The sequence below is a fragment of the Streptomyces sp. NBC_01463 genome, from assembly GCA_036227345.1.
Lineage (GTDB): Bacteria > Actinomycetota > Actinomycetes > Streptomycetales > Streptomycetaceae > Streptomyces.
Genome location: CP109468.1, coordinates 1,527,483 through 1,542,457, shown reverse-complemented (window position 1 = coordinate 1,542,457; position 14,975 = coordinate 1,527,483). Strand labels below are relative to the sequence as shown.

Here is a 14,975-nt window from a genome sequence, read left to right as displayed (position 1 = left end):
CCCGCACGGCGTACCCGCACCTCGTCGTGAACCGGAACGAACGATCCCTCCCGTGGAGTCCCGCATGTACATCCCGTCCGCCGACCGCTACCAGGACATGCCCTACCGGCGCACCGGGCGCAGCGGTCTGAAGCTGCCCGCCCTCTCGCTCGGCCTGTGGCACAACTTCGGCGGTGACCGGACACCGGAGTCGCAGGGGCAGATCCTCCGCCGCGCGTTCGACCTCGGCATCACGCACTTCGACCTGGCGAACAACTACGGCCCGCCGCCCGGCTCCGCCGAGACGGCGATGGGCCGCGCGCTGGGCACGGACTTCGCCCGGCACCGGGACGAGATCATCGTCTCCACCAAGGCCGGCTACCTGATGTGGGACGGTCCGTACGGGGAGTGGGGCTCGCGCAAGAACCTCCTGTCCTCGCTGGACCAGAGCCTCACCCGCCTCGGCCTCGACTACGTCGACATCTTCTACTCCCACCGGCCCGACCCGGAGACCCCGCTCGAGGAGACGATGGGCGCCCTCCACTCGGCGGTGCAGCAGGGCAAGGCGCTCTACGTGGGCGTCTCCAACTACTCGGCCGAGCAGACCCGGGAGGCCGCCCGGATCCTGAAGGACCTCGGCACCCCGCTGCTCATCCACCAGCCGCGCTACTCGATGCTGGACCGCTGGGTCGAGGACGGTCTGCTGACGGCCCTGGACGAGCTGGGTGTCGGCTCCATCGCCTACTCGCCGCTGGAGCAGGGCATCCTCTCGGACCGCTACCTCCGCGGCATCCCGGAGGGCTCGCGGGCGGCGGGCAGCAGCCCCTTCCTGTCGGCCGCCGCGGTCACCCCCGAGCTGGTGGGCCGGCTGCGCGAGCTGGACCAGCTGGCATCCGAGCGCGGTCAGTCGCTGGCCCAGCTGGCACTGGCCTGGGTGCTGCGCGGCGGCCGGGTCACCTCCGCCGTGGTCGGGGCGAGCAGCGTGACCCAGCTGGAGAACAGCGTGGAGGCGATCCGTAACCTCGACTTCAGCGACAAGGAGCTCGCGAGGATCGAGAAGCTGCTGAAGGGCGCGAAGCGCCGCTGAGGCGAGGGAAGGCGCACGTACATGAAGATTCTGGTCGTAGGGGCAGGAGCCACCGGTGGCTACTTCGGAGCCCGTCTCGCGCAGGCGGGCAGGGACGTCACCTTCCTGGTCCGGCCGGGCCGCGCCGCCGCCCTCCGGGAGCGCGGCCTGCGCCTCACCGGGGTCGGGGAGACCGAGACCGTCACCCCGCGGCTCGTCACCGCTGACCAACTCTCCGGCCCCTACGACCTGGTGCTCCTCTCGGTGAAGTCCACGGCCCTGGAGCCGGCTCTCGACGACATCGCGCCGGCCGTCGGACCGGGGACCGCGATCGTGCCCCTCCTCAACGGCATGGCGCACCTGGCACGGCTCAACGAGCGGTTCGGCGACGAGGCGGTCCTGGGCGGCGTCGCCAAGATCATGAGCACGCTGAACGCCGAGGGCGACATCGTCCGCCTCGCCCCGCTCGCCGCGCTGGCGATCGGCGAGCAGCAGGGCGGGAGCTCCGCACGGGTCGAGGAGATCGCCGCCGTCCTCACCGACGCGGGCATCGACACCCAGCTGCCCAAGGACATCATCTCGGCCATGTGGAGCAAGTGGGTGCTCATCAGCACCCTGGCCGGGCTGACGTGCCTGATGCGCGGCACCACCGGCGACGTCGTGGCCGTACCCGGCGGGCGCGGCTTCGTCACCGCCCTGCTGGCCGAGTGCGCCGCCGTCGCGGCGGCCGCCGGCCACCCCGTGCGGGAGAAGGAACTCGCCGGTGTGTCCGCGATGCTCACCACGGAGGGCTCGGCGCTCACCGCCTCGCTGTTCCGCGATGTGAGCCAGGGCGCCCCGACCGAGGTCGAGCACGTCTTCGGTGACCTGGTGGACCGGGCGCGGCTCCTGTCCGTCGACACGCCGCTGCTCGATCTCGTCACGCTGAACCTGCGCGTCCACGGCCACCGCACCGCCTCCGCCGCCTGAGACTTGCGGGGCCGTACGCCAGGAGCCGCGGCCTTCAGTGGATTGGACCTCTGGAGGTCTCGGCGGCCCTGGCCTGCGCGTTCATCGGCGCGTACCGTGTGGCCGCATGAAGATCCTCGTCAGCGCCGACATGGAAGGCGCCACCGGTGTGACCTGGCCGGCGGACGTGCTTCCCGGCACGCCACAGTGGGAGCGGTGCCGCTCCCTGTTCACCTCGGACGTCAACGCGGCCGCCCTCGGCTTCTACGACGGCGGCGCCGACGAGGTGCTGATCAACGAGGCCCACTGGACCATGCGCAACCTGCTGCTGGAGCGGCTCGACGACCGGGTCCAGATGCTCACCGGCAAGCACAAGTCGCTGAGCATGGTGGAGGGCATCCAGCACGGTGACGTCGACGCCGTGGCCTTCGTCGGCTACCACACCGGCGCCGGCACGGAGGGCGTCCTGGCCCACACCTATCTGGCCAACTCCATCACCGGGGTCTGGCTGAACGGGACCAGGGCCAGCGAGGGACTCCTCAACGCCCATGTGGCCGCCGAGTACGGCGTCCCCGTCGTCCTCGTCACCGGCGACGATCTGACCTGCGTGGACGCCAAGGGGTACGCCCCCGACGCCCGCACGGTCGCCGTGAAGGACTATGTGTCGCGCTACGCGGCGGTCTGCCGCACCCCGGCCCGTACCGCCGCCGACATCCGTGCGGCGGCCAAGGAGGCGGTCGCGCTCGCCGGGCGGTACACGCCCGTCGACGGCGGCCCGTTCACCGTGGAGCTGGAGTTCGACGCCGAGCACCTGGCCGCGGCGGCAACGGTCGTGCCCGGCGTGGCGCCCTCCGGCGAGAGGCGTGTCGCGTACACGAGCGCGACGATGTACGAAGGTATCCGCACGTTCAAGGCGGTGACGACCATCGTGTCGTCCGCCGTGGAGGAGCAGTATGGCTGAGGCGAGCACCCCCCAGGACGGCGACGGCGTCGATGACCTCGCGCTCGACGAATCGGTGACGTTCACCTCCGAACTGATCCGCATCGACACCACCAACCGGGGCGGCGGCGACTGCCGCGAACGCCCGGCCGCCGAGTACGTCGCCGAGCGGCTCGCCGCCGCCGGGCTCGAACCGACGCTGCTGGAACGCACCCCCGGCCGCACCAACGTGGTCGCCCGCATCCCGGGCACCGACCCGGCCGCCGACGCGCTCCTGGTCCACGGTCACCTGGACGTGGTGCCCGCCGAGGCGGACGACTGGACCGTGCACCCCTTCTCGGGCGAGGTGCGCGACGGAGTCGTCTGGGGCCGCGGTGCCATCGACATGAAGAACATGGACGCGATGGTCCTGTCCGTCGTCCGGTTCTGGGCCAGGGCCGGTATCCGCCCCCGCCGCGACATCGTGATCGCCTACACCGCCGACGAGGAGGCCAGCGCCGACGACGGCTCCGGCTTCCTCGCCGATCAGCACGCGGCCCTCTTCGAGGGGTGTACGGAGGGCATCAGCGAGTCGGGCGCCTTCACCTTCCACGCCGGGCCGGCCATGCCGCTCTACCCCATCGCGGCCGGCGAGCGCGGCACCGGCTGGCTCAAGCTCACCGCCCACGGCAAGGCGGGCCACGGCTCCAAGGTCAACCACGCGAACGCGGTCAGCGCACTGGCCGCCGCCGTCGCCCGGATCGGTGAGCACGAGTGGCCGGTGCGCCTCACTCCGACGGTCCGCGCCGCACTCACCGAGATCGCCGCACTGCACGGCATCCACCCCGACCTCGACGCCCCCGGCTTCGACGTGGACGAACTCCTCGGCAAGATCGGACCGGCCGCCGAGCTCGTCGCGCCGACCGTCCGCAACAGCTCCAACCCGACGATGCTGGACGCCGGTTACAAGGTCAACGTGATCCCGGGCCACGCCACCGCCTACATCGACGGCCGGATGGTGCCCGGTGGCGAGGACGAGTTCCGCGCCACCCTGGACCGGCTCACCGGCCCCTCCGTCGACTGGGAGTTCCACCACCGCGAGGTGCCGCTCCAGGCACCGGTCGACTCGCCGACGTACGCCAAACTGCGCGCCGCCGTCGAGCGGTTCGACCCGGACGGGCATGTCGTGCCCTACAGCATGTCGGGCGGTACCGACGCCAAGCAGTTCTCCCGGCTCGGCATCACCGGATACGGCTTCTCGCCGCTGAAGCTGCCCGTCGGCTTCGACTACCAGGCCCTCTTCCACGGCGTGGACGAACGCGTCCCCGTCGAGGCCCTGCACTTCGGTGTCCGGGTCCTGGACCACTACCTGCGCACCGCCTGAACCACTCGGGGGAAACTCATCATGGAATCCACAGCGGCCTACGGAAGCTGGCCGTCGCCGATCGACGCCGCGCTCGCCGCCTCCCGCGACGGCCGCCCCGAGTACGTCGGAGCGGTCGGCGACGAGCTGTGGTGGACGGAGCCGCGCCCGGCCGAGGCCGGCCGCCGCGCCCTCGTCCGCCGGCTGGCCGACGGGACCACCACGGCGCTGCCCGCCCCGTGGAACGCCCGCAGCCGCGTCATCGAGTACGGCGGCCGGCCCTGGGCCGGCACCGAACGCGCCGAGGGCGGGCCGCTGATCGTCTTCGTCCACTTCGACGACCAGCGGCTGTACGCGTACGAGCCCGACGGCCCGCGCGCACCGTGGCCGCTCACCCCCGTCTCCGCCGTCGGTGGGGGACTGCGCTGGGCCGACCCGCGGCTGCACCCGGACCGGGGCGCGGCGGGCGAGGTCTGGTGCGTCCTTGAGGAGTTCACCGGCGAGGCGCCCACCGAGCTGCGCCGGGTGATCGCCGCCGTGCCGCTGGACGGATCGGCGGCCGGCGACCGGTCGGCGGTACGCGAACTCTCCGACGACCGGCACCGGTTCGTCACCGGCCCCGAGGTCTCGCCGGACGGGCGGCACGCGGCCTGGATCGCCTGGGACCACCCCCGCATGCCGTGGGACGGCACCGAGGTGATGCTCGCCGGTATCGGCGACGACGGCACCTTCCACGACGCCCGCACCTTCGTGGGCGGCCCGGAGGAATCCGTACCGCAGATCCACTGGACCGCGGACGGCCAGCTGCTGTTCGCCAGTGACCGCAGCGGGTGGTGGAACCTCTACCGCGCCGATCCGAACGGCTCCACCGTCGAACTCTGCCCGCGCGACGAGGAGTTCGCGGGGCCGCTGTGGAAGATCGGCCTCAACTGGTTCCGCCCGCTGGAGAACGGCCTGATCGCCGCGCTCCACGGCAAGGGGTCCACCACACTCGGCGTCCTCGACCCGGAGACGGGCGACCTCGTCGACATCGCAGGCCCCTGGACCGAATGGGCCGAGACCCTCGCCGTGCAGGGCAGCCGGGTCATCGGGATCGCGGCCGGCCCGCGCAGCGCGTACGAGATCGTGGAGCTGGACACGGCGACCGGGCACAGCCGCATCATCGGCGCACCCCACGAGGACGCGGTCGACCCGGCGTACTACCCCGAGCCCGTCGTCCGTACCTTCACCGGACCCGGCGGCCGCGAGATCCACGCCCAGGTCTACCCGCCGCACAGCCCCGACCGCACCGGCCCGGAAGGTGAGCTGCCGCCCTACGTGGTGTGGGCCCACGGCGGGCCGACCGGTCACGCCGCGCTCGTACTCGACCTGGAGATCGCCTACTTCACCTCGCGCGGCATCGGCGTCGCCGAGGTCAACTACGGCGGCTCCACCGGCTACGGCCGTTCCTACCGCAACCGGCTGCGCGAACAGTGGGGCATCGTCGACGTCGAGGACTGCGCCGCCGTCGCCGGGGCGCTCGCCGCCGAGGGCACCGCCGACCCGGACCGGCTCGCCGTCCGGGGCGGCAGCGCCGGCGGATGGACCACCGCCGCCTCCCTGACCGGCACGGACGTCTACGCCTGCGGCACGATCATCTACCCCATCCTCGACCTGACCGGCTGGGGCACCGACGAGACCCACGACTTCGAATCCCAGTACCTGGAGTCGCTCGTCGGCCCGCTCGCCGAGGTCCCCGACCGCTACCGCGAGCGGTCGCCGATCAGCCGCACCGACCGGCTCACCACACCCTTCCTGCTCCTCCAGGGCGAGGACGACCCGATCTGCCCGCCCGTGCAGTGCGAACGGTTCCTGGCCGCCGTCGAGGGACGCGGCATCCCGCACGCCTACCTCACCTACCCGGGCGAGGGGCACGGTTTCCGGCGCGCCGAGACCATGATCAGTGCGCTGGAGGCCGAACTCTCCCTGTACGCGCAGACCTTCGGCATCGACCGGACCGACGTGCCGCGGCTGGAGCTGGAGAAGTGACCCTCGCCCCCCTGACCCGTCCCGCCCGGCTGCGCGCGGGCGCCAGGGTCGCCGTCGTCTCGCCGAGCGGGCCCGTGCCCGCCGAACGGCTGGAGCCCGGTCTCGGCCTCCTGCGCGAGTGGGGTCTCGAACCGGTCGTCATGCCGCACGTGCTGGACGTGCACCCGGAGCTGGACTACCTCGCGGGCGCGGACGCCGTGCGGGCCCGCGACCTCCAGGACGCCTGGTGCGATCCCTCCGTCGACGCGGTGATCTGCGCGCGCGGCGGATACGGGGCGCACCGCATGGTCGACCTGGTGGACTGGGCGGCGATGCGCGCCGCCGGTCCCAAGGTGTTCGTCGGCTACAGCGACATCACCGTGCTCCACGAGGCGTTCGCCCTGCGGACGGGGCTCGCCACCCTGCACGGTCCCATGGTGGCGACGGAGACCTTCCAGAAGGACCCGCGGACCCAGGAGTCGCTGCGGGCCACGCTGTTCGAGCCGGAGACGGTGCTGACGCTGGGTCTCGAGGACGCGCGGGCCCTGGTGCCGGGCCGGGCGCGCGGTGTCACCTACGGCGGCTGCGTGAGTCTGCTCGCCGCCGACCTGGGCACCCCGCACGCCCGGACACCGGCCCGCGGCGGGCTGCTGGTCATCGAGGACACCACCGAGGACCCGTACCGGCTCGACCGCATCTTCACCCAGTTGCTGCGGGCCGGGGCCCTGGCCGGCGTGACCGGTGTGGCCTGCGGCTCCTGGGCGGGGTGCGAGCCGTACGCGGAGGTGCGGGCCGTACTCGCCGACCGGCTGGGGCCGTTGGGCGTTCCGGTCGTCGAGGAGCTCGGCTTCGGGCACGGGCCCACCGGGCTGACGATTCCGCTCGGCGTGCCCGCCTTGCTGGACGCTCCGGCGGACGGCGGACCGGCCACGCTCACGGTCGAGGGGCCCGCGCTGGTCTGAGCGCGCGGCCGGCGGCGCGGCCGGGGCCGGGCCGTGATGCGAAGAAGCTGAACAACTCTCAGGAAACGCTGTCCCGAGCGTTGACATCGCCATGACCTGTGTCACAGCATGAGCGCGGCCCAATACTTACCGGTCGGTAAGGTGTCCTCGGTGTGGAGGTCCTCGTGTCGCGTGCTGTCTCCGGTTCCCGCTTCCGTTCCCGGTCGAAGTCACTGTCCCGCAAACCGCTCGCCCTCGTCGCCGGAGCCGCGCTCGCCGCGCCCCTCGCACTCGCCGGCACCGCCCAGGCGGGAACAGCGGCCGCGGCGTCCGAATACACCGTCACCGCACTGAAGTTCACCGTGTCGGCGGGCGGGCGGTCCTGCACCGTGGACGCCGACCTCTACCGCCCGGCCGGGGCCGACGCCGCGCATCCGGTCCCCGCCGTCCTCGCCACCAACGGCTTCGGCGGCAGCAAGTCCGACGGCTCGACCGACGGCATCGGCAAGGCGTTCGCCTCGCGCGGCTACGCCGGACTCGTCTACTCCGGCCTGGGTTTCGGCAAGTCCGGCTGTCTCATCAGCCTCGACGACCCGCAGACCGACGGCAGGGCGGCCGCCGCCCTCGTCGACTTCCTCGGCGGGACCCGCGCAGCCGACGACGGCACGAAGGCCGACTTCGTCACCCAGGACGCCCCCGGTGACCCCACGGTCGGCATGATCGGCGGCTCGTACGGCGGAGCCATCCAGATGGCCACCGCGGCCGTCGACCCCCGCGTCGACGCCCTCGTCCCGCTCATCACCTGGAACGACCTCGCCTACGCGCTGGCCCCCAACAACGCCGGCCCGGCCACGGGTGTCTCGTCGGACACCCCGGGCGTCTTCAAGTGGCAGTGGACCAACGGCTTCTACCTGATGGGGGAGGGGCAGACGATCCTCAGCCCCAGCCTCGACCCGTCCCGCTTCGGCAGCCTCACCTGCCTCCACTTCGCCCCGCAGGCCTGCGACACCATCCGGCTGCTCAACTCCGGCCGCTACCCCGACGACAAGTCGGCCGCGATGCTCGACTACGCGCGCAGCGTCTCGCCCGTCTCCTATCTGAAGCGCGTCAAGGCGCCGACCCTCCTGATCCAGGGGCAGGCCGACAGCCTGTTCAACCTCAACGAGGCGACGGCCACGTACCGGACGCTCAAGGAGCAGGGCACCACCGCCAAGATGATCTGGCAGGCCTGGGGCCACAGCGGCGGCCAGGCGGAGGGCGAACTCGACCTGGCCCAGGGCAATCTGGAGAGCAGCTACGTCGGCGGGCGCATCCTCGCCTGGTTCGACCGCTACCTCCGCCACGAGACGAGGACCGACACCGGCCCCGAGTTCGCCTACTACCGCGACTGGCAGAGCGGCTACGGCACCGCGGCCGCCGTGCCCGGCCCGACCAGGAAGATGTACCTCTCCGGCGACGGCAAGCTCGTCGACAACCGCGCCAAGGTGGCCCGCGGCAGCCGCCAGTACACCAACTGGCTGGTGCCCACCAGTCATTCGGAGAGCTCCCTCGCGGGTCTCATCGGACTGCCCGACCCCAAGCCGTACGACACGAAGGGCACCTACCTCGGCTGGAGCAGCGACCCCCTGACCTCGGCCGTCGACGTCGTCGGCGCCCCGAAGGCCACCCTGAAGGTCGTCTCGCCGAAGACCGAGCGCGTGCAGAACAGCGGCGACGCCGCCGACAAGCTCGTGCTGTTCGCCAAGGTGTACGACGTGGCGCCGGACGGCTCCAGGACGCTGGTGAACCGGCTCGTCTCACCGGTCAGGGTGCCCGACGTGACCCGGCCCTTCACCGTGCAGCTGCCCGGCATCGTCCACCGGTACGAGACGGGGCACCGGCTCGAATTCGTGATCGCCGCCAGCGACACCGCCTACTTCGGCAACCGCGGCATCAAGCCGGTCACGGTCGTGAGCGCACCCGAGGACACCGGAGTGCTGGAGCTGCCGGTGGTCGGCGGTACGGCCGACTGACGCGGCACACCCCCCCGGGCCGTCACCCGAATGGCGGTACAGCACCGCCCCCCGGCCCCCGGATGGAGCCATCCTGGGGCTCCGGGGGCAGTGGTGCACCCGGTCGAGGGAAGGGGCCGCTTCATGAGCCCGAAGGATGTGTCGAGCGGTGGCAGGGGCAGTTCGGGCGCGTTCACACCGGCCCGCATCCTGGTCCTCGTCATCGCGGTCCTGTCGATCGTGTTCATCGCCGAGAACACCGACGAGGTCGAGGTCCGCCTCATCGTCCCGCTCGTGACCGCGCCGCTCTACGTGTGGCTGATCGTGATGTTCCTGGCCGGGATGGCGTGCGGAGCGTACGTCTTCCGCAGGCGGACCAAGTGACCTGCCCGGCGCCTCCCGGAACCGTGTGAGAGCGGGATCGGCCGCCCTGTCGTTTCGTCCGTTCGGCCTGGGCCTCTTCGAGGCTCAGGCCGCTTCGGCGGTCTGCGCCTCCAGCGCCGCGAACAGCCAGTCGTGTGCGGAGCCCGGCGTCGGCTCGGGCCGGCCGCCGGGCGGGGTGATCACCTCGGTGACCAGTTCCCAGTACCGGTCGATCCGCGGATCGTCGGCGAGCTGGCCGGCCAGCAGCCGGCGGAAGCCGGGGGTGTCACGGCCGCCGTACGCGCTCGCGTACGCGTCCACGAAGCTGTCCAGCTCCTCGCCGGGAACCGGCTCCAAGCCCTGGCGCAACGGGGCGCCCGCCAGTTCGTAGGCCTGGGCGAGGCCCGCGTACAGCACGGCGGGACCGCGGGACCCCGGGGCCTTGTGCGCCTCGGGCTGGCACGGTCCGGAGCCCGTGCACGGCTGGGTCACGAGCGCGTACAGCCGGGCGAAGGCCAGCACCTGGGCCGGTGCCGGGTCGCCGGGCGGCTGGGGCACCGCCGCCTCCAGGAACGCGGCCGTCGCCCGGGCCGGCATCCGCGGCGGCAGCCAGGCCCGCCAGAACCGGGCCAGCGCAGCGGTGTCCGGCGGGGCGCCCACCGCCCCGATCAGGCGCAACCGGTCGGCCCGGTCCCCGGGCGGGCACTCCAGCACCAGCCGCAGCCCGGCCTCCCGCCAGCGCAGGGCCGCGAGCTCCGAGCCCACTTCGCGCAGCTGCCCCGCGACGGCGTCCTCCAGCACGCGGTCCGCCGCGTCCTCCTCGTCCAGGACGCGCCGCACCTCGCGCACCGGCAGGCCGAGAGCGCGCAGGGAGCGGAGAAGGCGCAGCCGGCCGAGCGCGTCGGGGCCGTAGCGGCGGTGTCCGCCCGCGCTGCGGGCGGCCTCCGGCAGCAGGCCCCGGTCGGAGTAGAAACGGACGGTCTTGACGGTGAGGCCGGCGCGCTCCGCGAGCTCGCCGATGCTGCACAGTCCGTCGTGCGACAGGAACACTTGAACCTCCCTCCGGGGGAGCTTCTACCGTACCGGCGAGGGCGGCCGGAGCGTGTGACCGGTCCGCCGACCACGGATCGCGGAGGAGCGGACCATGACCGAATTCGTCCTGGTGGCAGGGATGTTCACCGGTGCACACGTGTGGGAGGAGACCGCCGCACACCTGGTCTCGGCGGGCGCCGGGGTGCACACGGTGAACCTGGCCGGTCTCGACGGGCGCCCGGGCGACGCCGTCGGCCTGGAGACGCACATCGAGGACGTGCTCGCGGTGATCGACTCGGTGGGCGCCGGGCCCGGCCGGGACGGGGGAATCGTCCTGGTCGCCCACGGCTACGGCACCTACCCGGTGCTGGGCGCCGCCGACCGGCGCGCGGAGCGCATCGGCCGGATCGTCTGCGTGGACACGGGCCCGGGCCAGGACGGGGTGCCGGCCCTGGCCACCGTGCCGGACCCGGCCCTGCGCGAGGAACTGGTCGCCCGGGCCGGTGCGGAAGGCGCTGGCGGGGACCTGGATCCTCCGGCCCGCGACGCGTGGCAGCGCTGGGGCAGCACCGCGGGCATCCCCGAAGCGGCGCTGGACCGGCTCACCGGCCTGGCCTCCCCGCAACCCCTGGGCACCCTCCTCCAGCCGCTGCGGCTGACCGGGGCGGTCGGCGCACTGCCCGTCACCGGGGTGCTGTGCGACGCGAACGGTTCGAGCATCGCGATGGTCCAGCAGCGGGTCGACTTCGGTGACCCGGCTCTGGTTCCGCTGGCAGGCCCCCTGGTGTCGTTCTTCGATCTCCCCACCGGACACTGGCCGATGCTGTCCCTTCCGGCCGAGCTCGCCGACGTACTGCTGCGGGCCGCCGCGGGCGAGGGACACCACCTCGTGCCGCCCGGCTCCGCCGAACCGCCCACCCACCTGCGGCCGTTCGTGCTGGACGTGCCGCAACTCCCGTCCGAGCGGCACGGGAACGTCGACCTCTGTCTGCCGGGCGCCGACGGCCCCCGGCCGGCCGTGGTGTTCGTGCACGGCGGACCGGTGCCCGCCGGGGTCGAGCCGACCCCGCGGGACTGGCCGCTCCTCCAGGGGTACGCCCGGTACGCGGCCTCGGAGGGGGCGGTCGGTGTGACACTCGATCACCGGCTGCACGACATGGCCGGCTATCCGCGGGCCGCCGCCGACGTGGCCGCGGCGGTGGAGCTGGTCCGGGCCGATCCACGGGTGGACCCGGACCGGATCGCGCTCTGGTTCTTCTCGGGCGGCGGCCTGCTGGCGGCGCACTGGCTGCGGGAGCCCCCGGCCTGGCTGCGCTGCCTGGCGGCCTCCTACCCGGTCCTGGTCCCGCTCCCCGCCTGGGGACCGGTGGACGCCAGGTTCCGCCCGGAGGAGGCGGTGGCGGGAGCGGGCACGCTGCCGCTGGTCATCACCCGGGTGGGGCGCGAGATGCCCGGGATCGCGGCCACGGTCGAGGAGTTCCTGACCGCGGCCACGAAGTACGGGGCGGACGCCGAGGTGATCGATGTACCGAACGGCCGTCACACCTTCGACGCCCTCGACCGGACGGAGGAGTCACGCGAGGCCGTGCGCCGCGCGATGCGCTCGGTGCTGGGACACCTGACGGGCTGAGCGCGCACCGGTGACCGAGGCGGTCCCGCGGTCACCGGGCCCTGCCCGTAGGCTCGTTGGTCATGCGTATGACGAGACCCGCACCCCGCACCCGGCGCCGTCTGGCGGCCGCCGCCGTCCTGGCCGCCGTGTTCGCCGCCGGCTGGTACCTGGGGCAGCCCGTCACTCCCGCACAGTGCGAGCGGGAGGCGGCGCGGGTGCGGTACAGCGATCACCTGGCGGCCGACCGGTTCACGGCCTGCGCGGACCGGCCGCGCCTGCGGGCCTGGTTCGCGGGCGACTGGCGTGGCTGAGGGACGCATACGTGGGCCGGACCGTCCGACGACGGTCCGGCCCACGTACGGGTACCCGGATCAGGGATTCCGGCGCAGCGCCACCACGTCGATCTCCACCAGGATGCCCATCAGCTCGGAGCCCACCGTGGTGCGCACCGGGCGCGGGTCACCGAAGTGTTCCCGGTAGACCTGATCGAAGCCCGCGAAGTCACGGTGCACGTCCTGGAGATGGACGGTCGCCTTCACCACGTCGTCGAGCGTCAGCCCGTCCGTGGCGAGCAGGGCGCTCACGTTCGCGAGGACCTGGCGGGTCTGCTCCTCGATGGTGTCGCCCAGCGCGCCCGTGACCGGGTCCTGCGGGCCGAACCCGGAGGTGAAGAGGTACGGACCCGCCGCGATGCCCTGGCTGTACCCGCCGATCGGCGCGGGCGCGCCGGCCGTCGTGACGGCGCGGCGTCCGGGGCGGAGGTGGTCCGTCGTCACTTGGTCAGGTCTCCTTCGCGTGCGTTGACCTCCGCGTAGTGGCGGAGCTTGTCCTCGTCGACGGTGACGCCGAGACCCGGTCCGTCCGGCACCCGCAGGCTGCCGCCCGCCAGGGTGAGCGGCTCGATGATGTCGTCCGCGTGCAGGTAGTACATGGAGTCGATGGCACGCGACAGCACCGGGGTGCTGGCGACGACCGCGAGGTGTGCGGCGGTCGCGATGCCCAGCTCGCCGCCGCTGTGCAGGTTCATGCCGAGGCCGAACGTCTCGCAGTGCGCGGCCAGCGCCTTCGTCGCCGCGATGCCGCCCCACTTGTAGACGTCACCGTGGATCACGTCGACCGCGTTGAGGCGCATCGCGGGCGCGAAATCCTCGAAGCGGACCACACACATATTGGTGCACAGCGGGATACGTACCTTCTGGCGGACCTGGCTCATCCCCTCGATCCCCACGCACGGGTCCTCCAGGTACTCCAGGTCCAGCTCCTCCAGGGCGATGCCGGCACGTATCGAGTCCGGCACCGACCAGGCGGCGTTCGGGTCGACGCGCAGATTCACCTCGGGCAGCGCGGTCCGTACCGCCCGCAGGATCGCGACGTCGCCCTGGACGTCCTTGGTGCCCTTGAGCTTCACGGCGGTGAACCCGCCCTCGGCCACCACCCGCACGGTGTGCTCGGCGAGCGCCCCCGGCAGGTCGCCCGCGGCGGCACCCGGTGCGTCGGCGCGGGTGATCAGCGCGGTCAGCGGCACCTCGTCGCGGACCGGGCCACCCAGCAGATCGGTCACCGACTGCCCGGTGGCCTTGCCCATGGCGTCCCAGCAGGCGACATCGATCGCGGCCAGGGCGGCGTAACCGAGGTACCCGTAGAAGAACGGCACCATGTGGTGGCGGCGGTGGAAGGACTCCAGGGCGAACGGGCTGGTGCCGATCAGGTCCTCGGCGAGGTCACGCACGATCGCGGCGACCGGCCGACCCCACATCGTCTCGCCCCAGCCCTCCACCCCGGAGTCCGTCCTGATACGCACCACGGTGCGCGTCTCCCCGGTCTTCGTCTCGAAGGAGCTGGTGAAGGGGTTGACCAGCGGCAGATTGACGACGTGGACGTCGACCTCGGTGATCTTCATGAACGGTTCCTTACGTGTGAAATCTGGGGGGACGGTCACGCGAGGGGGCGCGACGCGGCGTCGAAGGCCAGGACGGCGCGGGCGAGGCCCCGGGCGCGCCGGTCGAGCAGGCGCTCACCGTGCGCTGCGTCGGCGCCGGCAGCGTCGTCGGTGGCGCCGCCCACCCGCTCCCACTCGCCGTGCCGCTCCACGGTCAGCCCGGGATACGGCGGCTTGTCGAACAGGGGCGGCGGCTCGACCGGTGCGTGCCGGGCCCGCTCGGTGCGTACCAGGGCCGGCTGCGCGGCCAGCATCAGCGAGGTCTCGAACCAGCCGGCGTGCCCGGGCACCAGCTCGGCATGCCGCTCGTCCGCCGCGTCCGCCTCGGCGTCGGCCCCGGGCTCACCGGTGTCCGTGAGCGTCCAGTACGAGCAAGCGGCCGCCGTCACCTCGGCGCGCAGAGCGAACCGCTTGACCGCGAGCCGCATGATCTCGTCGTTGCCGCCGTGCCCGTTGACGACGAGCACCCGGCGGTAGCCACAGGCGGCCAGCGAGTCCAGGAGCTCGTCCAGGACCATGCCGAGGACCGGCGCGGACAGGGTCAGCGCCGCGGCGAACAGATGGTGCGGGCTGTGCCCGTACGGCAGCGTCGGCAGCCGGACGAGGCCGGGCACGTCCTCACCGGCGGCGGCCCGCTCCTCCAGCAGGGCCAGGGCCCGGGAGACGACGGCGTCGGCGAGCATCGTGTCCGTGCCCATCGGCAGGTGCTCGGCGTGCTGCTCCTGCGAACCGATCGGCAGCACGGCGATCGAGCCGGCGGCCGCGGCCCGCGTCTCGCGCCAGGTGGCCTCGGTCAGATTGCGGTGGGTCATGCC

At 72.8% G+C, this 14,975-nt stretch carries 14 protein-coding genes; 10 read left to right on the top strand and 4 right to left on the bottom strand.

Annotated features, from left to right (window positions below):
- Positions 1 to 64: 64 nt before the first annotated feature.
- The 8 genes from OG521_06660 to OG521_06625 all read left to right on the top strand — a co-directional run bounded on the left by OG521_06660 (position 65) and on the right by OG521_06625 (position 9,598).
- Positions 65 to 1,066 (top strand): aldo/keto reductase, encoded by a 1,002-nt coding sequence (locus OG521_06660; GenBank protein WUW26590.1) that lies wholly within the window; start codon positions 65 to 67, stop codon positions 1,064 to 1,066.
- Between the two features lie 21 nt (positions 1,067 to 1,087).
- Positions 1,088 to 2,014 (top strand): ketopantoate reductase family protein, encoded by a 927-nt coding sequence (locus tag OG521_06655; protein ID WUW20492.1) that lies wholly within the window; start codon positions 1,088 to 1,090, stop codon positions 2,012 to 2,014.
- A gap of 106 nt (positions 2,015 to 2,120) precedes the next feature.
- The gene (locus OG521_06650) at positions 2,121 to 2,954 is read left to right on the top strand and encodes a M55 family metallopeptidase (GenBank protein WUW20491.1); all 834 of its coding nucleotides are present in this window, start codon (positions 2,121 to 2,123) and stop codon (positions 2,952 to 2,954) included.
- A complete protein-coding gene (locus tag OG521_06645) occupies positions 2,947 to 4,296 on the top strand; it encodes a M20/M25/M40 family metallo-hydrolase (GenBank protein ID WUW20490.1) in 1,350 nt (449 codons plus the stop codon). Before OG521_06650 ends, OG521_06645 begins: the two co-directional genes overlap by 8 nt.
- Before the next feature lie 21 nt (positions 4,297 to 4,317).
- Entirely contained in the window at positions 4,318 to 6,303 is a 1,986-nt protein-coding gene (locus OG521_06640) for a prolyl oligopeptidase family serine peptidase (protein ID WUW20489.1), read from the top strand.
- Entirely contained in the window at positions 6,300 to 7,244 is a 945-nt protein-coding gene (locus OG521_06635; protein WUW20488.1) for an LD-carboxypeptidase, read from the top strand. Before OG521_06640 ends, OG521_06635 begins: the two co-directional genes overlap by 4 nt.
- Before the next feature lie 164 nt (positions 7,245 to 7,408).
- Positions 7,409 to 9,235: a CocE/NonD family hydrolase gene (locus tag OG521_06630; GenBank protein ID WUW20487.1), complete on the top strand. Its 1,827-nt coding sequence runs from the start codon at positions 7,409 to 7,411 to the stop codon at positions 9,233 to 9,235.
- Between the two features lie 123 nt (positions 9,236 to 9,358).
- Positions 9,359 to 9,598, top strand: a complete 240-nt coding sequence (locus tag OG521_06625; protein ID WUW20486.1) for a LapA family protein — start codon at positions 9,359 to 9,361, stop codon at positions 9,596 to 9,598.
- An 84-nt stretch (positions 9,599 to 9,682) separates the two neighbouring features.
- Here the strand turns inward: OG521_06625 and OG521_06620 are convergent, their stop codons facing one another.
- Complete coding sequence (locus OG521_06620; GenBank protein ID WUW20485.1) at positions 9,683 to 10,627, bottom strand: MerR family transcriptional regulator; 945 nt, start codon at positions 10,625 to 10,627, stop codon at positions 9,683 to 9,685.
- A gap of 94 nt (positions 10,628 to 10,721) precedes the next feature.
- Between OG521_06620 and OG521_06615 the strand changes: the two genes are divergently transcribed.
- Together OG521_06615 and OG521_06610 are read left to right on the top strand one after the other, a co-directional pair.
- Positions 10,722 to 12,239, top strand: a complete 1,518-nt coding sequence (locus OG521_06615; GenBank protein WUW20484.1) for a dienelactone hydrolase family protein — start codon at positions 10,722 to 10,724, stop codon at positions 12,237 to 12,239.
- A gap of 62 nt (positions 12,240 to 12,301) precedes the next feature.
- Entirely contained in the window at positions 12,302 to 12,532 is a 231-nt protein-coding gene (locus tag OG521_06610; GenBank protein WUW20483.1) for a hypothetical protein, read from the top strand.
- Positions 12,533 to 12,592: 60 nt separating this feature from the next.
- Here OG521_06610 and OG521_06605 read toward each other — a convergent pair whose 3' ends face one another.
- From OG521_06605 to OG521_06595, 3 genes are read right to left on the bottom strand one after another with little or no spacing between them, the layout of a single operon-like run.
- Positions 12,593 to 12,997 carry a Rid family hydrolase gene (locus OG521_06605; protein ID WUW20482.1) on the bottom strand — a complete coding sequence of 135 codons (405 nt, stop codon included), beginning with the start codon at positions 12,995 to 12,997 and terminating at the stop codon, positions 12,593 to 12,595.
- On the bottom strand, positions 12,994 to 14,121 hold the full coding sequence (locus OG521_06600; GenBank protein ID WUW20481.1) for an isomerase: 1,128 nt from the start codon (positions 14,119 to 14,121) through the stop codon (positions 12,994 to 12,996). The genes OG521_06605 and OG521_06600 overlap by 4 nt, the downstream gene beginning before the upstream one ends.
- Before the next feature lie 35 nt (positions 14,122 to 14,156).
- Positions 14,157 to 14,972, bottom strand: coding sequence for a creatininase family protein (locus OG521_06595; GenBank protein WUW20480.1), 816 nt, complete (start codon positions 14,970 to 14,972; stop codon positions 14,157 to 14,159).
- Positions 14,973 to 14,975 lie beyond the last annotated feature (3 nt).